This window comes from Gordonia polyisoprenivorans NBRC 16320 = JCM 10675 (genome assembly GCF_000241325.1).
GTDB lineage: Bacteria > Actinomycetota > Actinomycetes > Mycobacteriales > Mycobacteriaceae > Gordonia > Gordonia polyisoprenivorans.
In genome coordinates this window covers 14,526-37,250 of the sequence record NZ_BAEI01000064.1, presented here as the reverse complement: position 1 = coordinate 37,250, position 22,725 = coordinate 14,526, and the positions used below count along the sequence as shown (strand labels likewise).

General features: G+C 66.7%; 20 protein-coding genes and 1 tRNA gene. 8 read left to right on the top strand and 13 right to left on the bottom strand.

The genetic code is table 11. The features are described from left to right. The first annotated feature begins 239 nt into the window (after positions 1-239). The gene (locus GOPIP_RS16490) at positions 240-1,451 is read left to right on the top strand and encodes a serine/threonine-protein kinase (protein ID WP_006370874.1); all 1,212 of its coding nucleotides are present in this window, start codon (positions 240-242) and stop codon (positions 1,449-1,451) included. Positions 1,452-1,478: 27 nt separating this feature from the next. Here GOPIP_RS16490 and GOPIP_RS16485 read toward each other — a convergent pair whose 3' ends face one another. The 7 genes from GOPIP_RS16485 to GOPIP_RS16455 all read right to left on the bottom strand — a co-directional run bounded on the left by GOPIP_RS16485 (position 1,479) and on the right by GOPIP_RS16455 (position 9,408). Beyond that, positions 1,479-1,763 carry a hypothetical protein gene (locus GOPIP_RS16485; protein ID WP_006370873.1) on the bottom strand — a complete coding sequence of 95 codons (285 nt, stop codon included), beginning with the start codon at positions 1,761-1,763 and terminating at the stop codon, positions 1,479-1,481. 159 nt (positions 1,764-1,922) lie between these two features. Beyond that, positions 1,923-2,369 (bottom strand): SRPBCC family protein, encoded by a 447-nt coding sequence (locus tag GOPIP_RS16480; RefSeq protein WP_006370872.1) that lies wholly within the window; start codon positions 2,367-2,369, stop codon positions 1,923-1,925. Between the two features lie 87 nt (positions 2,370-2,456). Further along, positions 2,457-3,125 (bottom strand): O-methyltransferase, encoded by a 669-nt coding sequence (locus tag GOPIP_RS16475; protein ID WP_035728251.1) that lies wholly within the window; start codon positions 3,123-3,125, stop codon positions 2,457-2,459. A 67-nt stretch (positions 3,126-3,192) separates the two neighbouring features. Continuing rightward, positions 3,193-5,829, bottom strand: a complete 2,637-nt coding sequence (locus GOPIP_RS16470) for an ABC transporter ATP-binding protein/permease (protein ID WP_006370870.1) — start codon at positions 5,827-5,829, stop codon at positions 3,193-3,195. Next, positions 5,826-6,791, bottom strand: a complete 966-nt coding sequence (locus GOPIP_RS16465; protein ID WP_006370869.1) for an ABC transporter permease — start codon at positions 6,789-6,791, stop codon at positions 5,826-5,828. The genes GOPIP_RS16470 and GOPIP_RS16465 overlap by 4 nt, the downstream gene beginning before the upstream one ends. Next, on the bottom strand, positions 6,788-8,395 hold the full coding sequence (locus GOPIP_RS16460) for an ABC transporter substrate-binding protein (RefSeq protein ID WP_035728249.1): 1,608 nt from the start codon (positions 8,393-8,395) through the stop codon (positions 6,788-6,790). Before GOPIP_RS16460 ends, GOPIP_RS16465 begins: the two co-directional genes overlap by 4 nt. Positions 8,396-8,517: 122 nt before the next feature. Continuing rightward, positions 8,518-9,408, bottom strand: coding sequence for a LysR family transcriptional regulator (locus GOPIP_RS16455; RefSeq protein ID WP_006370867.1), 891 nt, complete (start codon positions 9,406-9,408; stop codon positions 8,518-8,520). A gap of 83 nt (positions 9,409-9,491) precedes the next feature. Here GOPIP_RS16455 and mqo point away from each other — a divergent pair, with 83 nt between their 5' ends. After that, the gene (mqo, locus tag GOPIP_RS16450; RefSeq protein WP_006370866.1) at positions 9,492-10,994 is read left to right on the top strand and encodes a malate dehydrogenase (quinone); all 1,503 of its coding nucleotides are present in this window, start codon (positions 9,492-9,494) and stop codon (positions 10,992-10,994) included. A gap of 24 nt (positions 10,995-11,018) precedes the next feature. Here mqo and GOPIP_RS16445 read toward each other — a convergent pair whose 3' ends face one another. Beyond that, positions 11,019-11,282: a hypothetical protein gene (locus GOPIP_RS16445; protein WP_006370865.1), complete on the bottom strand. Its 264-nt coding sequence runs from the start codon at positions 11,280-11,282 to the stop codon at positions 11,019-11,021. Positions 11,283-11,507: 225 nt separating this feature from the next. Between GOPIP_RS16445 and GOPIP_RS16440 the strand changes: the two genes are divergently transcribed. After that, a complete protein-coding gene (locus GOPIP_RS16440; protein ID WP_035728248.1) occupies positions 11,508-12,368 on the top strand; it encodes an HpcH/HpaI aldolase/citrate lyase family protein in 861 nt (286 codons plus the stop codon). 93 nt (positions 12,369-12,461) lie between these two features. Here GOPIP_RS16440 and GOPIP_RS16435 read toward each other — a convergent pair whose 3' ends face one another. Genes GOPIP_RS16435 through GOPIP_RS16425 form a run of 3 tightly spaced genes read right to left on the bottom strand, consistent with a single transcriptional unit; the run spans position 12,462 to position 15,984 of the window. Then, positions 12,462-13,841 (bottom strand): MFS transporter, encoded by a 1,380-nt coding sequence (locus tag GOPIP_RS16435; protein WP_244421165.1) that lies wholly within the window; start codon positions 13,839-13,841, stop codon positions 12,462-12,464. 50 nt (positions 13,842-13,891) lie between these two features. Continuing rightward, complete coding sequence (locus GOPIP_RS16430; protein WP_006370862.1) at positions 13,892-14,860, bottom strand: PDR/VanB family oxidoreductase; 969 nt, start codon at positions 14,858-14,860, stop codon at positions 13,892-13,894. After that, on the bottom strand, positions 14,857-15,984 hold the full coding sequence (locus GOPIP_RS16425; protein ID WP_006370861.1) for an aromatic ring-hydroxylating dioxygenase subunit alpha: 1,128 nt from the start codon (positions 15,982-15,984) through the stop codon (positions 14,857-14,859). Before GOPIP_RS16425 ends, GOPIP_RS16430 begins: the two co-directional genes overlap by 4 nt. A 224-nt stretch (positions 15,985-16,208) precedes the next feature. On the opposite strand from GOPIP_RS16425, the gene GOPIP_RS16420 reads away from it, so the two are divergent. After that, positions 16,209-16,919, top strand: coding sequence for a hypothetical protein (locus GOPIP_RS16420; protein ID WP_006370860.1), 711 nt, complete (start codon positions 16,209-16,211; stop codon positions 16,917-16,919). Between the two features lie 355 nt (positions 16,920-17,274). On the opposite strand, the gene GOPIP_RS16415 is transcribed toward GOPIP_RS16420, so the two are convergent. Together GOPIP_RS16415 and GOPIP_RS16410 are read right to left on the bottom strand one after the other, a co-directional pair. Further along, positions 17,275-17,346, bottom strand: a tRNA-Gln gene (locus tag GOPIP_RS16415). Positions 17,347-17,472: 126 nt separating this feature from the next. Continuing rightward, positions 17,473-18,228, bottom strand: a complete 756-nt coding sequence (locus tag GOPIP_RS16410; protein ID WP_006370858.1) for an SDR family oxidoreductase — start codon at positions 18,226-18,228, stop codon at positions 17,473-17,475. 210 nt (positions 18,229-18,438) lie between these two features. Here GOPIP_RS16410 and glmU point away from each other — a divergent pair, with 210 nt between their 5' ends. The 4 genes from glmU (at position 18,439) to arsC (ending at position 22,643) form a co-directional block, all read left to right on the top strand. Further along, positions 18,439-19,941, top strand: coding sequence for a bifunctional UDP-N-acetylglucosamine diphosphorylase/glucosamine-1-phosphate N-acetyltransferase GlmU (glmU, locus tag GOPIP_RS16405; RefSeq protein ID WP_006370857.1), 1,503 nt, complete (start codon positions 18,439-18,441; stop codon positions 19,939-19,941). Positions 19,942-20,019: 78 nt separating this feature from the next. Then, entirely contained in the window at positions 20,020-20,997 is a 978-nt protein-coding gene (locus GOPIP_RS16400) for a ribose-phosphate diphosphokinase (protein ID WP_006370856.1), read from the top strand. 118 nt (positions 20,998-21,115) lie between these two features. Then, positions 21,116-22,369, top strand: coding sequence for an MFS transporter (locus GOPIP_RS16395; RefSeq protein WP_006370855.1), 1,254 nt, complete (start codon positions 21,116-21,118; stop codon positions 22,367-22,369). Then, the gene (gene arsC / locus GOPIP_RS16390) at positions 22,302-22,643 is read left to right on the top strand and encodes an arsenate reductase (glutaredoxin) (RefSeq protein ID WP_035728230.1); all 342 of its coding nucleotides are present in this window, start codon (positions 22,302-22,304) and stop codon (positions 22,641-22,643) included. The genes GOPIP_RS16395 and arsC overlap by 68 nt, the downstream gene beginning before the upstream one ends. The last annotated feature ends 82 nt before the right edge of the window (positions 22,644-22,725 follow it).

Sequence of the window (22,725 nt, the reverse complement as noted above, 5' to 3'; positions counted from 1 at the left end):
ACCCCGCCTCCCCGCACGGATTCGGCCGGTGCGATCGACGGGTCCCGACGAATGATGTTGGCGCCCTGCGAGTTCGGACCCGATTGGAGGACCGGACGAAACACCCGGAACGGCGGTTGGGCGCTGGTTGCGCGAGTCCTGCCCGCGGCCGCGACACCGAACGGGTAGCGTACCGCGAGAAGACGTCCCGCCGGAACGAATCCGCTCGGCGCCCGGGCGAGCAGGAGGACCACCGCAGCATGCACGACCCCGCCGACCGCAGCGGCTCCGTTCTGGGTGACTACACCCTGCAACGGTTGCTGGGCCGTGGTGCCATGGGCGAGGTCTACGAGGCCCGCGACTCCCGTCGCGGGCGCACCGTCGCATTGAAGTTGCTGTCTCCGCAGTTCGCCGGCGATTCCCTGTTCCGCGAGCGGTTCCTGCGCGAATCGCGGATGGCGGCGCAGTTGAGCGATCCCCACGTGATCCCCATCCACGACTGGGGCGAGATCGACGGATTCCTGTTCCTGGACATGCGAATCGTGGCCGGCGGCAGCGATCTGCGCAAGCTTCTCGGCGCGGGCCCGCTGGCACCCGACCGCGCCGTGTCGATCATCGAGCAGATCGCCCACGCCCTCGACACCGCGCATGCGGCCGGACTCGTGCACCGCGACGTCAAACCCGACAACATCCTCATCGACAGCAACGATTTCGCCTATCTCGTCGATTTCGGGTTGGCCCAGACCACCACCGATCCGCGGCTCACCGACACCGGCGCAGCAGTCGGATCGTTCGCCTACATGGCACCCGAACGCTTCGGTGCGGGCAACATCGCCACCCCCGCCACCGACATCTACGCGCTGACCTGTGTTCTCGTCGAATGCCTCACCGGCTCGGCGCCTTTCGGCGCCGGCGACCTCCAGGTCCTCGTCGCCGCACACCTCAACACGCCGCCGCCTATGCTGCACAGCCCCTTCGACGCCGTCGTCGCACGTGGGATGGCCAAGAATCCCGCCGAGCGGTTCGTCACCGCAGGCGAACTGGCACAGGCCGCCACCGACGCCCTGGAGGGACGGATCGTAGCGGCACCGCCCATGCCCTCCGCACCGTCGATGCCGAATCCACCGGCGAGCGTCGGAGGGGTCGGAGCCGTGCCGGCCCCACCGGCGGCGGTGAACCCGCACGTCACCATGGGCCGACAACTGCCGCCGGTCACCTACATCCCGCCGGTGGCCGGCGCGACCGGCGCACCGCAGATGGGAGCACCACAGATGGGGGCACCACAGCTGGGCTTTCCGGTTGGGCCGCAGCCGGTTCCGCATCCGCAATCCCAGGCTCAGGCTCAGGCTCAGGCTCAGGCTCAGGTGCCACCGCAGCAGAGCACCGGCACCCGTGTGGCCGTGATCGTGGGTGCGGTGGTCTTCCTCGCCGTCATCGTGATCGTCGTGGCACTGCTGGTCGCGCTGACCTGACGGGCCCTTTCGTCACCGGTAGATACGTCAGTAGAGCGACTTCACGCCACCACAGTTGGCCGGGTACACCGCTGCGGTGCCGAACGGCGGCACCACCGCGAACGACGGATACTGGATTCCGTTGGGGCACTGATAGGTCCCGAATCCGATACCGATCTGATCACCGTAGTTGTGGCAGATCTGGCCGGCACAGTGGATGTTCGGAGCGGCATCGGCCTGGCCGGTTCCGGCGGCGAGGGCGGCTCCCGCCGAGAGCATCACCCCGATACCGATTCCCGAGAGCGTGCGCACCATCGTCCGTCGAGCAGCCATGACATCCTCCCCGGGCGGGGCCCCTCCCCGACCACAGCGCCAGACTGCCACACATATTCGTGATGTTCAATTACTGATGGCGACTATCGCACTGGATAATTGTGCGCGCCCGTTGCGGGTGATGTTGTGCCCGGTTCACGGGCACACCTTCACCCGGAATCATTCGACGAGCGCGGCGAGCCGATCGATCGACGCCCGTAGCCGTTCCGGCGTCGTCGCCCGGGCACGCTCCATGCGTACCGGGTCGTCGAGTTCGGTCCAGTCGTAGGTATGGGTCACCCGCACCGCCGCGTCGTCGATCGGCTCGATCTCCCACCGCCACAGATGGCCGGGGCTCGGCTTGCCCGGCTCGTTGGGCTTCCACGCAATGAGGCGGTTGTCGTCGAATTCGACGATCCGGTTCTCGCGAACCTGACCGTTGGTCAGCCGCATCGAGAACACGTCACCCACGCCGTGGATGCGTGTGCCGTCGACGAGTTCGGCGAGGTTGTCGTTGCCGTCCCAGTCCGGCTGACGCGCGGGGTCGGCGATCAACGCGAAAACCGTTGCGGCGTCGGCGTGGATGTCGCGGGACGCGGACCGGATGCGATCGTCTGCGGAGGTCACCGGTCGAGCCTAGCGTGGCCGCCGCGTCGGCGACACCGCTTCGATGGCGCTGGCCTCGCCGTGCCGTGCCGTGCCGTGAAGATCGGGTCAGAGTCGACAACTGAGTTCGACGGTGTCGTCGTGCTTGGCGGGCAGCCCGACGCCGACGTAGTCGCCGGAGTTGCGGACACGGTCGAGGTAGCTCGCCGACTCGGCGTGGGAGGTGTTGTCCGCCAGGATCATCGCGCCCGGTGCCAGCTTCGGCTCGAGGAGATCGAGGACCGGGACATAGAGGTCCTTCCAGCCGTCGAGGAGGACGAACCCGATCGGACCGGACACCGATTCGAGCGTGTCGCGGGCGTCGCCGGCCAGGATGGTGATCAGATCGGCGAGTTGCGCCTCGGCGAAGGTCTTCTCGGCGGCCAAGACCTTCTTGGCACTGAGCTCGGTGGTGTAGAGATGTCCGGCCGCTGCCGGGTCGGCCAGGGCGTTGTCGCGCAGCGCCGCGGCGAGAAAGAGCGCCGAGATGCCGTAGGACATACCGAACTCCACCACGACTGCCGGGCGCGCCGAGCGGATCAGGGAGTACGCCAGGATGCCCGTGTCCCGTGCGATCGCCATGTAGCGGTCCTCGGCGGCGTCGGCTTTCGCCTGTGGCGAGACCTCGGCGGGCGGACCCGCGGATCGCGGACCCGACGGACGCCCGCCCTGTGCGGCCTGCTCGTAGAGTCGGTCGAGAATTGCGGAGACAGGTGGGCTGGTCAACGTCGAGGTCATGAGTTCACGGTAGGCGCCGAACCTGGGCATGTCTGCGTCTCTCGGTCAGCACCTTCCCGGCCGATTCTCAGGCGCGCTGCGGTGTCTCCGGCGGGATCGCCGCGAGCAGCTTGCGGGTGTACTCGGTTTCGGGATCGTGCAGAATCCGCGACGCCGGGCCGTGTTCGACGACGCGACCGTCCTGCATGACCGCCACCGTATCGCTGATCTGCTCGACGACGGCGAGGTCGTGCGCGATGAACAGGTAGGTCAGATTCTTCTCCCGCTGTAGTTGCGCCAGGAGATCGAGTACCGCCGACTGCACCGACACGTCGAGGGAGGCGGTGGATTCGTCGAGGATCAACACCTGCGGGTCGGAGGCGAGAGCCCTTGCCAGACACACTCGTTGGCGCTGCCCGCCGGACATCTCGTGCGGGTAGCGACGCAGGAACGAGGAGTCGAGGCTGACGTCGGCGAGGAGTTGTTCGGCACGCGTACGCAGCGCTTCACGCCCGGACACGAGTCCGTGTGTGCGCAGCGGTTCGGCGATCGAGGCCAGCGCGGTCATTCGCGGATCGAGCGAGGCACCCGGGTCCTGGAACACCATCGCCACCTGCCGGCGCAGAAGCGCGGCGTCGGCGCCCCGGACCCCGACGGCGTTGATGGTACGTCCGTCGACGTCGACCTCGATGCTGCCGCGCACGGTGGTGCCCGCACCACTGGTGACGAGTCCGCTGAGCACGCCGGCGATCGTGGATTTGCCCGATCCGGATTCGCCGACGATGCCCAGTGTGGTGCCGGCGGTGACCGCGACGTCGACATCCCGTACCGCGTGCAGGGTTTCGCGTCCGGTGCTGCGTCGCACCGTGAAGTCCACCCCGAGCCCGCGGACCGCGACGATCGGCGATTCCGCAGCCACCGCCTCAGATTCGGGTTCGGCGCGGTCGGCGACCCGGCTGAGCAGCGGTCGCGAATCCAGCAGTGTGCGGGTGTAATCGTTACGCGGGCGCGCGAAGACCTCGGTGACCGAGCCGCTTTCGATCACGGCACCCGATCGCATCACGATGACGCGGTCGGCGATCCGGCCGATGACACCGAGATCGTGGCTGATCCACACCACCGCCATTCCACGCTCTCGCTGCAGGTCGGCGACGAGATCGATGATCTGGGCCTGGGTGGTGACGTCGAGCGCGGTGGTCGCCTCGTCGGCGATGAGAACGTCGGGGTCACAGGCCAGTGCCACTGCGATCATCACGCGCTGACGCTGCCCGCCCGACAACTGGTGCGGGTAGGACCGCAGTCGCGTTTCCGGGTCGGGTAGGTGCACGTCCCGCAGAAGTTTCAGCGCACGCTCGCGGGCCGCCGACCGGCTGAGACCGAGGTGACGTCGGGGCCCCTCGGTCAGTTGTTCTTCGATGGTCAGCAGCGGATTGAGACTCGACGACGGGTCCTGGAACACGAATCCGACACGCGCTCCGTGCACCGACCGCAGGACCGCGTCGGAGGCGCCGATCACTTCGGTGTCGCCGATGCGCGCGCTACCGGTGATGTAGGCACTCGGCGCGTCGAACAGACCCGTGGCCGAGAGCACCGACAAGGACTTGCCCGATCCGGATTCTCCGACGATGCCGAGGGTTTCGCCCTTGGCGACGCTGAAACCGACGCCGTGCACGATCTCCCTGGGGCCCACCCCGACGACGAGGTCGGTGACGGCCAGTACCGGGGCGGACCCGGCATCCTGAGGGCCGGAGTCGGCCGTGTTCGAGTCGTCTCGGCGACCGGCCGGTGGCGACGCGGGTGAGACGGCCGTGCGGCGGCGCGATCGCCGAGACCCGCGGTTGCGCAGCAGGGTTCGCTGACGCGGGTCGAGGACGTCGCGCACACCGTCGCCGATGAGGTTGAACGCGAACACCGTCAGCAGGATCGCCAGGCCGGGGAAGACCCCCATCCACCAGGCGCTGGTGATGAATCCCTGGGCATCGAAGAGCATTCGGCCCCAGGACGGTTCGGGCGGCTGCACCCCCAGTCCGAGGAACGACAGGGCTGCCTCGGAGAGGATCGCGAACGCCAGCGAGATCGACGTCTGCACCACCACCGGCCCCGAGATGTTGGGCAGCACATGGGAGAACAGGGTGCGCGAGGTCGAGACCCCCATCGTCGTGGCCGCGGCGACATACTGCGTCTGTCGCACGCGAAGGGTGTCGGCGCGCGCGACCCGCGCGAAGATCGGAATGTAGACGATGCCGATCGCCACCATGGCCGAGGTGACTCCCGGCCCGAGGATCGCGACGATCGCGAGCGCCAGCAGCATCACCGGGAAGGAGAACATCACGTCGACGATCCGCATCAGGACGGTGTCGACCACGCCGCCGGCGAATCCGGAGAACATGCCGAGGACGACGCCGACGATCAACGAGATGGCCACGGCGACAACGGCTACCCGCATGCTGACCGATGCGGCGAGAACCACTCGGGAAAACATGTCGCGGCCGAGGTCGTCGGTGCCGAACAGGTGCGACAAACTCGGCGCGGACAACGCGTCGGGCACGTTGATGTCGTTCGCGCCGTAGGGCGCGATCAGCGGGCCGAAGATCGCGCACACGATGACCACGACGAGCACGATCACGCCTGCCACCGACGCGCGATTGCGCAGGAACAATCGCCACGCGGAATCCGTCGACACCGGTGTTCCGGTCGGGGCGGCCATGGGCTCGGTCAAGGTCATGAGAGCCGAATCCTCGGGTCGATGATGGCGTAGAGCACGTCGACGACGAGATTGACGATCAGGAAGATCGCCGCGATCAGCAGGATCGCGCCCTGCAGCATCGGGTAGTCGCGGGCGGCGACGGAATCGTAGACGAGTTTGCCCAACCCCGGCCAGGCGAACACCACCTCCACCACGATCACGCCGCCGAGTAGCGCCGCGAGTTGGATACCCGAGATGGTCAGCACCGGTACCAGCGCGTTGCGGCCGATGTGTGCGACCAGGATTCGGCGGCGACTGAGCCCCTTGGACTGTGCGGTGACGACGAAGGGCGCATTGGCCGCCTCGAGCACCGCCGTGCGTACATACCGGGTCATGATGGCGCCGGTGACGGCACCGACGGTGATCGCCGGCAATATGATGTGTTCGAGCCACGGCACCGGCCCCGCCGACAACGGGCGATAGCCCGCCGACGGCAGCCATCCCAGTGCGGTCGAGAAGACGGCGATGAGCAGGATGCCCATCCAGAAGTCGGGGACGGAGATGCCGAACTGCGACAGGACGCGAATACTGTTGTCGGCCATCCGTCCTTCGCGCATCGCCGCCCACGTGCCCAGCGGGATCGAGATCACCAGCGCCACGACGATGGCCGACAGGGCGAGCGCGATCGTGGCCGGCAGTCGTTGCAGCAGTGTGGTGGTCACCGGTTCGTTATCACGAAAGCTCACGCCGAGATCGCCGGTGAACACGTTGCCGATGTAGTGGACGAGTTGGGTCAATGCAGGCTGATCGAGACCCGAGGCGTGCCGCAGGGCGTCATAGGCCTGCGGGGTGTACCGGGTGCCCAATGCGATGCGCACCGGGTCGCCGGGCACCACCTGGATCAGCAAGAACACCACGATGATCACCCCGAGCAGGACGATCGCCGAATAGAGCAGGCGCAGCAGGATGAAACGTACGAGGGGCCAACCGAATCCGTTCATTGTCCGCGGCTCCTGTCCAGGCGCGCGTCGCGGAAGCGGATGGCCTTGTCCGAGCGCACCGTGTAGTCGAGCAATGCCGTGGTGTAGGCCTGGGTGGCCGACGGATTGTAGAGGTAGAGGTAGCTGACGTCGTCGGCGATGCGGGTGGCGGCCTCGGCGTAGATCGACTTGCGCCGGGTGACGTCGAGTTCGGTGCGCCCGGCGTCGAGGAGGCGGTCGACCGCCGGGTTGGAGTACTTCTGAGAATTCGACGTGCCACCCGTGTGGTGTTGGGCGTAGTAATAGTCGTCGGGGTCGATGTTGCCCAGCCACCCGAGGAGCAGCGCGTCGAACTTGCCTTGGGATTGCCTGTCGAGCCACACCCCGAAGTCGAGTTGTTCGATGGTCACGTCGATTCCGACGTCGGCGAGATTGGACGCGACGACCTGGGCGGCGGTGACGGTTTCGGGGTATTCGGTGGTGACCATCAGGCCCATGGGCAGTGAGCGGTGGCCGGCAGCTCGGAGCAATGCGCGCGCCTTGTCCAGGGCCGCATCGCGTGTCAGGCCTGCGGTGTAGCGGTCATACTCGGTGAACCACGGACTCGTCTTGGGGATGGCGAGCTGATTGGGGGTGGCGGTGCCGTAGCCGACGACCTGCGCTATCGACGGCCGGTCGATGGCGTAGGCGACCGCCTGCCGAATCCTGGTGTCGCCGAACGGCGCTTTCGCGAAGTTCATGGTCACATACCAGTAGTCGTTGGCAACCACCGTGCCGACGGTGAGCGCGTCGTCGTTGCGCAGGATGCCGATCTGTTGCGCCGGAATGGAATCGGTCCAGTCCACCTCGCCGGAGCGTACGGCCGAGACCGCGGTGGTGCCCTGGGAGATGAAACTGAAGGCGACGCCGTCCACGTGCGGGCCGCCGGACCAGTGTCCGGGACGAGCCTTCAGGACCAGTGATGTTCCGGGCGAGCCGGATTCGTAGGCAAAGGGGCCGGTGCCGATCGGTCGGGTGGTGATCTCCCCGGATTCCACATTGCGCGGGTTCACGATCGCCATGCCCTTGAACCCACCGATGTTGGCGAGCAGGTTCGGGCTCGGCGATTTGGTGGTGAGGACGACGGTCTGCGCATCCGGTGCCTCGACGGTGGCGACGTTTTCCAATCGCCATGAGCTGGAGAGCTGTTGGTCGATGATCCGGCGATACGAGTACACCACGTCGTTGGCGGTCAGCGGATCACCGTTGTGGAACTGCACCCCGGGCCGCAGGGTGAACGTCCATCGGGTGGCGTCCGGGCTGACCTCCCAACGCTGGGCGAGGGCGGGCACCATCTGCAGTTGCTCGTTCGGCTCGACGAGTGTGTCGAAGATGTTCTCGAGGATTTCGAAGGAGAAATACGAGCTGGTCCTGTGCGGGTCGAGCTGATCGGGCTCCCCTGCGATGGCCGCGCGAATGGTGTTGGGCGAGTCCGCCAATCCCGAACCGGCGCTCGGGGCACACGCCGCCAGAGCTGACGCCCCAACCACTCCCATGCCCGCAGCAGCCGACATCGACAAGAACCGGCGCCTGCTCACCGGGGCCGCGAAAGCCGATGACCTGCACTGTTGGTGCGCATCGGCCATGCGGCACATTCCCTCCCGCGCCCGCCGGGCGCCCGTGGTCAGTGTTTCGCAGTCTGCCCGCCGTCGCCCGACTTGGCAACCCAACGCATTTCATATCGTGGGACGGCAACCCGGTAGCCGCACTACAGCGGGGTGGATCGAAGTGCCTCGCGCAGGAAGTCATGCAGCGTCGTCGTCACTGCGGTCTCGCCGGCCGCTCCCACCACGAGTGCGACATATCGCTCAATTCCCCCGATAGGAGCTATTTCGACCATTCCGGCACCGGCCATACCCCGCGGCAGCAATGAGATCCCCAGGCCGCGTGAGACCAGCTCGACGATCGAGGAGAACTCGGTGATCTCGATCGCGACCTGCGGTTCGAACCCTGCGGTCCGACAGATCTCCTCGGTCATTCGTCGCAGGTGGTAACTCGGTGGGTTGGCAATGAAGGTCTCTCCACTGAGCGCGCTGATGCGCAGACGTCGGTGATGAGCCAGCCGATGGTCGTCGGGAACGACGATCACGATGCTCTGGCGGCCGATCAGTCTGTGCGGCAACTTCTCCGGTGGCGGAATCACCACCGCGAGGTCGAGTTCTCCGGACTGCAGGTCATCCACGAGCGCCTGGCCGTGGGCCTGCTTGAGATGCAGGTGTACGCCCGGGTGCCGACGACGAAACGCGGAAAGGATCTCGGGCATCGTGCCTGATCCCAGCGTCAGCGGGTAACCGAATCGCACTGTCCCGCGGTCGGCGTCGGCCGCCGATACTGTGTCGGCCAACACCCCGGCGAGTTCACCGAGTATCGGCCGCATCCTGGTGGCGAGTTCGCGTGCTCGCGGGGTCATCGCGACGGTCCGCCCCTCTCGAACAACCAGGTCCATGCCGAGCTCCCGCTCGAGAGCGTGGATTCGGCGGCTCATCGATGACTGCGGGATACCCAGCGACGTTGCCGCGCGCGTCATATGTCCGGCCTGCGCCTCGAGTTCGTCGAGAGCCCGAAGGCAGGGCGCGAGCGCCTCAACCAATTCATCCATTTTCGGATCATATCGTGCCGAACAATCATTGGACGCATCGATCAGCTGCGGCCCACACTGAGCCGATACCACGGAAGGACATCATGTTCAGTCACCGATATCGCACCCTCGCGCCGACCGACGTTCTCATGATCGGCGGCGGAATCATGTCGGCCACGCTCGCATCGATGCTCGCAGTTCTCCAACCATCCTGGCGGACAACCATTGTGGAGCGCGGATCGGCCGTGGCACAGGAAAGCAGCAATGCCTGGAACAACGCGGGTACCGGCCACAGCGGATACTGCGAACTCAATTACATGCCGGACCCCACCGACTCCACCAACGCGGTCGGTATCGCAGAGCAATTCCTGGCGACCCGGCAATGGTGGTCGTACCTGGCCGACAATGGACTCGTCGAACCGTCCCGATTCGTCTCGGCAACACCACATCTCGATGTGGTATTCGGCGAAGACAACATCACCTATCTGCGGCGCAGGTACGAAACCCTGAAGCGGCAAGCATGTTTCGCCGATGTCGAGTACAGCGAAGACCGCGCACAGATCGCCCGGTGGGCGCCCTTGGTGATGGCCGACCGCCACTCCGAGGAAACCGTCGCGGCAACGCGGGTCGCCGACGGCACCGACGTCGACTTCGGCGCGTTGACCCGCGAGATGTTCGCCGTGAGCACGCGCACCGGCGGCACGGTGCTTTGTGATCACGAGATCAGGACGCTGCGTCGGAATTCCCAGGGCGGGTGGGTCGCTCGCGGACAGACCTCTGACGGTGAACGATTCGAGATCACCGCGCGATTCGTCTTCGTCGGCGCGGGCGGAAAGGCACTGACGTTGCTGCAGCGCGCACACGTTGACGAGGTCCGCGGCTACGGAGTGTTACCGGTCGGCGCGGCGTTCTTCCGGTGCGCGAACCCGGCGGTGGTTCAACAGCATCGGGCCAAGGTGTACGGCCAAGCACCGCTCGGCGCCCCGCCGATGTCGGTTCCCCATCTGGACGCACGCGTCGTGGACGGCACGCCCTATCTGCTGTTCGGCCCGTACGCCACCTTCAGCACCAAGCTTCTCGCGCACGGTACTTGGACCGACTTCTTCGCGACACTGCGGTGGCACAACCTACGAACGCTGAGTGCCGCCGGCCGAGACAATCTCGCGCTGGTGCGATATCTCATATCGCAGCTGATCGCCCGGGAGTCGACCAAATTCGCGCAACTCCAGCGCTTCTATCCCGGAGCCGATCCCGCCGATTGGGACATGATCGCGGCAGGTCAGCGCGCACAGTTGGTCACCCCGGATGCGGATCGGGGCGGAGTACTGCGGACCGGCACCGAACTCGTCGTCAGCGCGGATCGATCGATCGCGGGTTTACTCGGCGCTTCTCCCGGGGCGTCGACCGCCGTGCCGATCATGATCGAGGTATTGCGGCGTGCGTTCCCCGACCTCTGGCTCGAGCAGTGGCAACAGGTGATGACCGCCGCCGTTCCCGCACAGTCGAATCCGCCGCGGACTATCGACGGAGTCCACGATGCACTTGCGGCCACCGCCCGATCTCTGGGTCTCGATGGGCCAGGTGCTCAGCCCTCTGTGTCAGCGTGAGTCTCGGGACACAGCACGCGGCACTCAGCCGATCAGCCAGGCGACGATGGCAACCGCACCGAGGTAGAACAGGACGACGCCGACCGCGAGCACCAGCGCGAACACCGTCGCCACCGGCATCGCGCCCCACCGCTGTGACCACGTCCCGAGGTCGCCGGTGTGCGCGAGTGCTGCCGCGAGAAGCCCGCACCCGGCAACGAACAGCACCGTCCGGACGAGGTATGCCCACGCCCCGGTGATCCGTGCCGATCCGATCGACACCTCCACACGTCTGTGTCCCCACTTCACGATTGCCCACCTCCCCTTGCCTGCACTTTCGGCAATCAGGGGGTTAGTCGACCGGATTGCCGGGATGGGCACGCGAAAGTGACCGAGGTCTCATCTGGAAGTCCGTTCGGCCACGAGCGAATCGACACAATCGGCGTGGATACGGACGCTGAACACAATGACAACAACCTTGGCCGACAGCCGTCGACGCGCAACCATGGGCACGTCAACGGAAAGGCAGGACACATGGCGTTCGACACCACCGCTTCGACCCTCGACCCGACAGCCCGCCCCGATCTCGACATCGCCCGCAGCTGGCTGCTGACCCCGGCAGCACCCGACCAGCCCGAGCTGATCGACGTCGCACTGCGATCCGACGCCGACGCGGTCATCCTCGATCTCGAGGACGGCCTGGCCCCCGCACTCAAGCAGGCAGGACGGAGGGCGGTCCGCCGATTCCTCGGCTCGACAAGCGCCTGGGTGCGTGTGGCCCAGACGGGAACCCCGGACTGGGCTGCCGACATGGCCGCTCTCGCCGGGGCATCCGGGCTGCGCGGCGTCGTGCTCGCCAAATGTGAGAGTCGCAACGACGTGGCCGCGACGGCAGGCCGTCTCGGTGCCGGGGTTCCGGTTGTCGCGCTGATCGAGTCGGCAGCCGGGGTGGAAGATGCCACCCTTATCGCCCGGCACCCGTCGTGTGTGCGCCTGGCCTTCGGGTCCGGCGACTTCCGCCGCGATACCGGTATGGCCGATGATCCGATCGCCCTTGCCTACCCGAGAGCTCGCTTGGTGATCGCATCTCGGGTGGCTGGGCTACCGGGACCGATCGACGGGCCCACGCGGGCCGCCGACGCCGACGACCTGCACGCCGACACGGTGCATGCGGCGTCGATGGGCATGACCGGCCGCTTGTGCCTTCGTCCCGACCATGCCGGGGTCATCAACACCGTGTTGAGTCCCAGCGACAGCGAACTCGCACACGCTCGTCGCCTCATCGACCATCTCGGTGATGGACAACACGTCACCGACGGCAGCGACCTTCCGAATCTGGTGCGAGCCAAGGCATTGGTGGAGCGCGCCGAGCGCCTCGGCATAGCTGTGCTCTGACGCTGCACCGCCACGCGGAGGACCTCACCGGCACAGGCGTCTCGAGGTTTGGCGCCGGCGCGCTCCTCTCACCTCGACCAGTGGCAAGAGGCTTCAGGCGGGTTCCGCGGATCTCGTATCCACCGCGGGCAGCGCCTCGTCGGTCATCGCCCGGTCGGCGTCGCGCATCGGCAGGGCGAACAGCAGTACCAGGGCGACAAGCGATCCCAGCCCCATGATCCCGGATACCTGGAGCAGACTCTGGTCGCCGAGGACCTGGAACATCAAGCCCGCGAGCAACGGCGAGCTCGCCGCACCCAATCGCCCGACTCCCAGGGCGATTCCGGTGCCGGTCGCTCGGGCGTATGCCGGGAAGCACCGTGCGAACGCCGAGTAATAGCCCACCATGGCCGCATTGGTGAACATCCCGGCGAGCAGCGCGCCGACCTGCCAGCCGAGCAGGGTATCCTTGCCCATGCCGAAGGCAAAGACCAGCAATGCGCCGAGAATCAGGGACAGTGCCAGCGGGATCTTGATGTCCCACCAGCGCATGGCGATTCCGAAGATGAGACAGCCGATCGCTCCACCCACGTTGGCCCAGGTGAGTACGCCGGCCGCCTGTGCGGGCGAGTACCCGAGGTCGGCGACGATCTGGGTGGCCCACTTCAACACGTAATAGAAGGTGATGGTGTGGAAGGTGTAGCCGAGCGCGAGCAACACGGTGGTGCGTCGTAGACCGGGCTTGCGCAGCAGATCCAGAACCCGTGGCTTCTCGGCTGCGGTAACGCGTTTGGGCAGAGCGTCGATGAGCGGAAGCTGCAGCGCTTTGAGGCTCCGGTTGATCTTGCGCACCGCGTCGTCGGGGCGTCGTGCCGCATAGTAGGCGGGGGTCTCGGGCACGAGCAGTAGCACCAGCGGGATCATCACCGCAGACACGATGGCACCGAACACGAAGACCGAACGCCAGTCGAAGGCCACCAGCAACCAGTGTTGCGCCACCAGACCACCGATCACCGCGCCCACCGGGTAGCCGACGACCATCGCCGACATGGCGATGCTGCGGCCCTTGGCGCTCGACGTCTCGGCGGTCACCGCGTTGATCGCGGCGAGCATGCCGCCGATACCGAGGCCGGTGATCAGCCGGACCGCCACCAAGAAGGCGACCCCGTCGGCGGTTGCCGCGAGGAACATGCCGACCGACATCACGCTCAGACACAACAGGATTGCCGGTTTGCGGCCGAGTCGGTCGGCGAGTCCGCCGAGCACGACAGACCCGATGCCCATACCTATCAGCTCTGCGGACAGGATGACGCCGAGCTCACCTCGAGCGATCCCCCAGTCCTTGGCGATGCCCGGCGCCGCGAAAGCGCTGGCGAGGACGTCGAATCCGTCGAGCGCATTCAGGACGACCATGAGCGCCACGCAGATCCATTGTCGAGATCTCATGGGGTGTTGTTCGACGACGAGTCGGGGGTCGAGGGTCACAGAAGACATGACTGTTCTCCATCGGTCGTGGTGGGCGAAAAGGGTTCCAGGCCCTGGCGTCAGGGTTTCTCGAGGGTGAGGATCGGCGTCGATCCGCCACCTACGACCCGGGATACACATGCGCACAATCGTTTTGCGTCGGTCTTCTGCTTCTCGCTGTAGAAGACGTCGCGGTGGTCGATCCGGCCGGACACCTCGACAACCGATAACTCGCACAGGCCGCATTCGCCGCGTCGGCAGTCCGACATGACGTCGAGTCCGGCGCGCTCGAGGGCACCGAGGATGGTCTCGGAGGTACCGACGGTGGTGCGGAAGTCGAGGCTCGGGATGGCGACCTCGAAGGGTTCGGGATCGAACCAGCCACTGTTGCCGAAGGTTTCGTACCGCAGGTTCGCCGGTGGGAGTCGGCGGGCGAGCCAACGGCGGCGGGTGTCGTCCATGAGTCGAATGGGTCCGCACATGTAGAGTTCGGCGCTCTCGTCGAGATCGTCGACGATGTCGGCGACGTCGAGGTGAGCGCCTTCGTCGTTGGCGTACACCGTGATCCGATCGCCGTGGAGCACCTGTAGCTCGTCGAGAAAAGCCATCACCCGGCGACTTCGGCCGACGTAATGGATCTCGTATTCGGCGCCGAGTCGGGCCAGTACCGCGGCCATCCCCGCCATCGCGGTGATCCCGATGCCGCCGGCGAGGAGCACATAACGTTGCGCGCCGACGCGCAGCGGAAAGTTCTGCAGGGGTGCGGTGATGTCGACCTCGTCGCCGGCACGTAGGCCGTGCATGTACTGCGAGCCGCCACGTGAGGTCGGTGACCGCCGGACGCCGAGCGTCACCGATGTTCCGTCGGGCGAGCCGTGCACGATCGAGTAGGAGCGGGTGTCGTTGTCGGGCAGCCGGATGTCGAGGTGCGCCCCCGGCGGCGCGTGATGTGGCCGGTCGGTGGCAATCTCGATTCGCGCAATACCTTCGGCCGCAGGAACGTTCGCCACCACTCGGCCGCGCAGCCATTCGATCTGGTTGTCCGTCATCGTCGTGGCCCCGCGGTGGCGGTGAGCGCATCGATGTTGGTGATGGCGCTGCGTTCCTGCTCGATCATCCGGGCAACGATGCGACGCGCCCACATCCCGCCCGCGTCGATGTTGAGGTTGTAGAACTCGTGGTCGGGGTTGGCCTCGATGGCCGCCTGTTGCGCGGTGAGCATCTCCTCGTCCTCGCCGAAGACACCGTGCACGCCGTCGCGTAGTTGGGTGGTGATGAGCTGGCTGTCGAGGCGGTAGTTGCGCATGAAGGCCCAGAAGTAGATCGCCCTCCGCTCGTCGACCGGGCTGATGGTGTTCATGACGAATCCGTTGACGCCCTGACTGCGATCACCTTCCGGAGCCCCGGTGCCCGCCTTGGCGACTCCGACGTCGATGCGGATCGTGCCCGGCGCCTGGAATTCGATGATCTGCCAACGATCGACCTTGCCGGTGAATCCGGGGAACTTGTCGCGCATGTTCTTCAGCCAGAACGGCGGGGCGTCGATGTTGTGCATCCACCGGGTCACGGTGACCGTGTTCTCGTCGTGGGTGGTGATGAACTCGGATTCGCTGAGTTCATCCTGCCCGATCGAGGACGAGTGGACGAACTCCTCGTGCGTGAGATCCATCAGATTGTCCACCACGAGTTGGTAATTGGCTCGTACGTCGATGGTCAGACCGTCGCCGGCCCACTCCGGCGAATCCATCTGGAACATGTCCGGGATCGTCGACGGGTCGGCCAGGGTCGGGTCACCGGGCCACACCCACAGGTACCGGTGGCGCTCCTCGATCGGATACGACGCGACCATCGCCGACGGATTGATGGTCTCCTGGGCGGGCATCCGCGTGCAGCGACCGGCGGCGTTGTACTGCAGTCCGTGATACGGGCATCGGATCTCTTCGGCTCCGATCCGTTTACCCATCGACAGCGGCGCCAGGCGGTGCCAACACGCATCGGCCAACGCGACGGGGCGTCCGGAATCCGTGCGGTAGAGCGCCAACGGTTTGCCCGCGATCGTGCGGGCCAGGATCTGCGTCGAGCCGACCTCGTGATCCCAGGCGGCTGCGTACCAGGCGTTGAGTGGAAACTGCATGTTCTTCGCGGTGGCTCCCGCGGGGCCGAGATCGGTCATGGCGTGTCCTTCGTGCGATGGGCTGCATCGCGGGTGCGAACTATCTATGTATGTAGATAGTTGGTGACGTGGAGCACACGGTAATCCATATCCGTAGAGATTGTCAACGGTTTCAGCATTCACCGACCTTGGGTTGTGGATGAGGCGCAGCAGATCAAAGAAGGTGCATCACTCGCACGACTTGGCTCGCTGCCCACCGGGTCCTGTCTCGCTACCCTGAATGCGTGTCATCCGCCGACGACGAGATCCGGTTCATTCGCGACGGGTATCGGTTGCTCAAGCAGAACGTGGCAGCAGAAGTGTGGTCGCGAGGGTGGGCTGTCACAGACCTGGATGTAGGCGACAACGAACCCTTGGAGTGGTTCTGGCCACCGACTGCGCCCGTCGGATACGGTGGCCTACCGGACTGGGGCAGTGAGTTCATGCAGCTGCGACCTCAGATGTTCGGACCACGCCACACTCCGTGGCTGAGCCCGACTCGGATCACCACAACCGCCGCCGGTTGGCGAGTCGACTACGGCGAGGCGATCGCCCAGAAGCCGGACGCGTCCTCCGAGTTCTCGGACGCTGCGACCCTGCTTGAAGAGTTGGAACGCATCGAGTGGTGGCCGATGACGATTGCGGAGGTTCTCCGACTCCGAGCGGACCGAGTTCTTCAATCAACGGTCGCTCGGGCGCACGGCGATCACGAGCTCGGCGTTTATCCAACCGAGCCGTATTCGGGTCAGCGCGATGCCATCCTCGATCACATCGTCGCCGAAGCAGCACCCGAGCGCCGGAGAGGCACTCAGCCACCGGGCTTTCCGCGCCAGCACGGCGATCTCCACGCCCAGCTGATGCTCGTTGACGCCGACGCGTGGGTATCCGCGGTCAGGACCGCCCGCGCCGGCGGCGACGGATGGGGACCACACGGACCCGAGGCGGCGGACCGCTAGGGTCATGGTCAATCGCCGGTGGCGGCAGAGTACGAGGTGGATCCATCGTCGCGGATGTTGGTGAAGGCCATCAAAATGCTTTCGTGACAGCATATTTGGATGCACTTCGGCACGGGCGTCGGTTGCTCCACGACCGGCCCCGGCTCGCGATACACACTGGTCGCCTCCGACCTCGGCAAATGCGACGGCGTTCGGGCCTATCGCAAGCTCAAGATCGCTAGCAACACCTCGCCGACCGACATCTGTCGATGAGCGAACGACGGCGGATTTCGGCGCTGTCGGCGAAGTGGTGGGCGCTGTCGGCGCGGGGCAGGGCGCGGTGGGCGGAATAGAGAGCGCTGTCGGCGGTGAAGGGCTCCCCCACCAGGACTCGAACCTGGAATGCCTGAACCAAAATCAGAAGTGTTGCCGATTACACCATGGGGGAATAACGCGGACCTGATTGTGCCACAGGGCGGCGCGTGGGTCCGCATCGATTCCCGCTAGTCCGTTTCCCTCCCGCTCGATCAGGTCGACGCGCGGGAAGGAAACGGAGCGGCGGGAGGCTCGGAGGTCAGTCCTTGGGGCCGCCGGCGACGTAGATGACCTGACCGGAGACGAATCCGGCGCCTTCGCTGACGAAGAACGACGCGGTGTGGGCGATGTCCTCGGGCACACCGGTGCGGTTGACCGGGATCTGGGAGGCGCTGAGCTTCTTGAACTCCTCGAAGTCCATGCCGACGCGGGCCGCGGTGGCAGCGGTCATGTCGGTCTCGATGAAGCCCGGCGCAATGGCGTTGGCGGTGACGCCGAACTTGCCGAGCTCGATCGCGAGGGTCTTGGTGAAGCCCTGCATGCCCGCCTTGGCCGCCGAGTAGTTGGCCTGGCCGCGGTTGCCGAGCGCCGAGGTGCTCGACAGGTTCACGATGCGACCCCAGCCGGCGTCGACCATGTACTTCTGGGCGGCCTTGGTGACGTTGAACGCACCGCGCAGGTGAACGGCCAGCACGGTGTCCCAGTCGTCGACACTCATCTTGAACAGCAGGTTGTCGCGGAGCACGCCGGCGTTGTTGACGACGACGGTCGGGGCGCCCAATTCGGCGACGACCTTGTCGACCGCCGCGGCAACCGACGCCTCGTCGGCCACGTTCGCACCGACGGCGATGGCCTTGCCACCGGCTTCGGTGATGGCGTTGACGGTGTCGGCGCAGTTCGCCTCGTCGAGGTCGAGGACCGCCACGGCCAGTCCGTCGGCGGCCAGTCGCTTGGCGACGGCTGCACCGATCCCGCGTGCCGAACCGGTCACGATTGCTGTCTTCTGGGTGCTCATCGGCTTCCCTTCATTGCTGATCATCGGGTGTGATGTGGGTCCCTTTGGTTCTATCAGGCAGCATTCCTGCCGGGGACGCCGGTCGGCGGCCGCGAACCGGTCAGTACTATCGGGCCGTTGCCGTGCGGCGGGGCCGGCGCCGGATCGTCTCGACGCGCGACTCCCGCCCGACGCCAACCCACCCACAGACCAGCTCCATCGGAGGTCGACATGACACAGACGTCCCCCACGACGACCGCCGTCATCGTCCTCGCCGCCGGTGCCGGTACCCGTATGCGGTCCAAGACCCCGAAGATCCTGCACACCATCGCCGGTCGCAGCCTGCTCGGGCACGCCCTGCACGCGGCCGCCGACCTCGGCGCCGCGCACGTCATCGCCGTCGTCGGACACGAACGTGAGCGGGTGACCACGGCGGTGGAATCCATCTCGCAGTCGCTCGGCGTCCCGGTCTCGGTCGCCGTCCAGGACCAACCGCTCGGCACCGGCGACGCCGCCCGGGCCGGCCTTCAAGCGCTGCCCGACGACTTCACCGGCACCGTCGTGGTCACCGCCGCCGACGTACCCCTGCTCGACGGGCCGACGCTGCGTGCCCTCGTCGAGACCCATTCCGCCGACGGTGGCGCCGCGGTCACGGTCACCGGGTTCCACGCCGGCGACCCGACCGGCTACGGACGCATCGTCCGCGACGACGACGGCGGGGTCCACGCGATCGTCGAACACAAGGACGCCTCCCCCGAACAGTTGGCGATCACCGAGGTCAATTCCGGGGTCTACGCCTTCGACGCGACCGCGCTGCGCACCGCGCTCGGCGGGCTCTCCACCCACAACGCCCAGGGCGAGTACTACCTCACCGACGTCGTCGAGATCGCCCGTGAATCCGGAAAGTCGGTGCACGGCTTCACTGTTGACGATCCGATGCTCGTCGCCGGTTGCAACGACCGCGCCCAGCTCGCCGAGCTGGCAGCCGAACTGAACCGGCGGATCGTGCGTCGGCATCAGCTCGCCGGGGTGAGCGTCGTCGACCCGGCGACCACGTGGATCGACGTCGACGTCACGATCGCCGAAGACGTGCGGATCGAGCCGGGAACCCAACTGCACGGCGCGACCACGATCGGCGAGGACGCCGTCATCGGACCGGACTGCACGCTCACCGACGTCGTCGTCGGACGCGGTGCGCAGGTCATCCGCACCCACGGCAGCAGCGCGGCCATCGGCGACAACGCGCTGGTCGGCCCCTTCGCCTACCTGCGGCCGGGCACGGTCCTCGGGGTCGGCGGCAAGATCGGCACCTTCGTCGAGACCAAGAACGCGGTCATCGGTGCGGGCAGCAAGATCCCCCACCTCACCTACGTCGGGGACGCGCGAATCGGCGACGACTCCAACATCGGCGCCTCGAGCGTCTTCGTCAATTACGACGGGGTGAACAAGCATCAAACGGTGATCGGTTCGAACTGCCGGACCGGTTCTGACAATATGTTCGTCGCACCTGTACAGATCGGTGACGGCGCGTACACCGGTGCGGGTACCGTCGTGCGCGACGATGTCCCGCCCGGCGCCCTCGCGGTCTCGGCAGGCGCACAACGCAACATCGAGGACTGGGTGGTCCGCAAGCGGCCGGACACGGCCGCCGCGCAGGCCGCTCGCGCGGCCGCCGAGACGCCCTCGGCACCCACCATCGACGAGACCACCACCGGCGAGGCCATGCGCCCGTAGGCGACATTGCCTGCGGCTCAGACCACCCGACAGAACACCATCGAGTCCCGACCACCAGCCCCGAGTAGAAGAGTTTCCATGACCTGGACGACCGACAACCAGAAGAACCTGATGCTGTTCGCGGGGCGTGCGCACCCCGAGCTCGCGCAGGCCGTTGCCGACGAACTCGGCATCAAGCTGACGCCGCAGACCGCACGCAACTTCGCCAACGGCGAGTTGTTCGTGCGCTTCGAGGAGTCGGTGCGCGGGTCGGATGCCTTCGTGCTGCAGAGCTGCCCGGCCCCGCTCAACGAGTGGGTGATGGAAGCGCTCATCATGATCGACGCCCTCAAGCGCGGATCGGCCAAGCGGATCAGCGTGATCCTGCCGTTCTATCCGTATGCCCGTCAGGACAAGAAGCACCGTGGCCGCGAACCCATCTCGGCTCGCCTGATCGCCGACCTGATGAAGACCGCGGGCGCCGACCGCATCATCACCGTCGACCTGCACACCGATCAGATCCAGGGCTTCTTCGACGGGCCGGTCGATCACATGCACGCCCTCGGGCAGCTCTCGGAGTACGTCCGCGAGAAGTACGGCACCGACAACATCGCCATCGTCTCCCCCGACTCCGGTCGCGTGCGGGTGGCCGAGAAGTGGGCCGACGCCCTCGGTGGCGCCCCGGTGGCGTTCATCCACAAGACCCGCGACCCGATGGTCGCCAATCAGGTTGTCGCACACCGTGTTGTCGGCGAGGTCGAGGGCCGCACCTGTGTGCTGATCGACGACATGATCGACACCGGCGGCACGATCGCCGGCGCCGTCAGCAAGCTCAAGGACGCCGGTGCCGGCGACGTCGTCATCGCCACCACACACGCCGTGTTCTCCGACCCGGCCGCCGAGCGCCTCGCCAACTGCGGGGCGACCGAGGTCATCGCCACCGACACCCTGCCGATCCCGCCCGAGAAGCACTTCGAACAGCTCACCGTGCTCTCGATCGCCCCGCTGCTGGCCCAGACCATCCGCGAGGTTTTCGAAAATGGTTCGGTGACAAGCCTTTTCGACGGCATTGCCTGACCGGTAGCGCCGGCACCGCGCCTTCGTCCTGCGACTGCGGGCCGCCACGATCATGATGGTCGAGGCGGCCCGCAGTCGTGTCACCCCTCCCCGCCCAAACCGCGAGACAGGAGCGCCCGTGACCGACCGCGTCAGCGCCCGCACCTGGGCCGCTGTCGGCGCACTCGGCCTGGGCGTGTTCACCGTCACGACCACCGAGATCATGCCGATCGGCCTGTTGCAGTCGATGGCCGCCGATCTCGGGGTCTCCGACGGTTCGGTCGGCTTGGTGGTCACCGCGGTCGCTTTTGTCGCTGCGATCGCTGCGCCCACGTTGTCGACGACGACCCGGCGGGTGGATCGGCGACTCCTGCTGATCGCGGTGATGACGGTCTTCACCCTGGGCAACGCGCTCACCGCGATGGCCCCGGGTTTCGCGACGCTCATCGTCGTGCGGGTGCTGATCGGCGGCGCCCTCGGGCTGTTGTGGACGATCGTGGCGCCGACCACCCTGCTGCTCGTGCCCCCGCGATATGCGGTGCGCGCCACCACGATCACCTTCTCCGGGGTGTCGATCGCCTCGGTGCTGGGCGTGCCGTTGGGCACCCTGGCCGGCCAGCAACTCGGCTGGCGGGCCGCCTTCTGGGCGCTGGCCGGGTTGTCGGTGCTGACCCTCGTGGCACTCGCAGTGCTGCTCGGGCCGACCCGGCCGGCCGGCGGGGTCGCGTTGCGACGGTTGCCGTCGATGCTGCGCAACCGCGACCTGCGGGTCACGGTCGTCATCACCGCCGTCGTGATCACCGGGGCGTATGCCGCCTACACCTACGTGACACCGCTGATCGTCGACGGCATCGGTATCGACGTCGACCTGGTCAGTGCCGTGCTCCTGGTGATGGGGGCTGCGGGCGTCGCCGGCAACTTCGCCGCCGGAGCCCTGCTCACCCGCCTCACCTCCGCACGCGCGGGCCTCGCGGCGGTGATCGGGGTTCTCGCGGTGGCACTGTGGCTGGTGGCGGTGACCACCACCATCACGCCCCTTGCCCTGGTGGCGCTGATGGTGTGGGCCGTCGGCTACGCCGCCATCCCCATCGGGTTGCAGACGACCGTGCTACGGACCGCGCCCGCCCACCGCGAGGCCGCGACCACGGTGTATTCGACAGCCTTCAACCTGGCCATCGGCGTGGGTGCGCTCGTCGGCGCGCAGGCGATCGACAGGGCGGGCGTGCTGGCCCCGATCGTCGTCGGCGCTCTGTGCGCGACGGTCGCCCTGGCGCTGACCGTACGGCTGCCCGGACGAGCCGGCGCGCTGGAATATGGTGGGTCGGGTGAACGCGACGATCTACCACAATCCACGCTGCTCGACGTCCCGCAAGGCCCTGGACAAGCTCCGTGAGGCCGGCATCGAGCCGACCGTCGTCAAGTACCTCGACGAGCCGTACACGCGGGCCCAACTCGAGACACTCTTCGCCGACGCAGGCCTGACCGCACACCAGGCGGCACGCAAGCGTGAATCGCTCTACAAGGACCTCGATCTCGCCTCGGCGTCGGAGTCCGAGGTGCTCGACGCGATGGTCGAACACCCGATCCTCGTCGAGCGGCCGTTCGTCGTCACCGACAAGGGCACCCGTCTCGCCCGCCCCCTCGACACGATCGACGAAATCCTCTGAGCCGTCGGGCATATCCGGCAACACCGACATCTCACCACGCCTTCTCGACGTCTTCGGAACCTCGTGTTACAACGGGTTTACG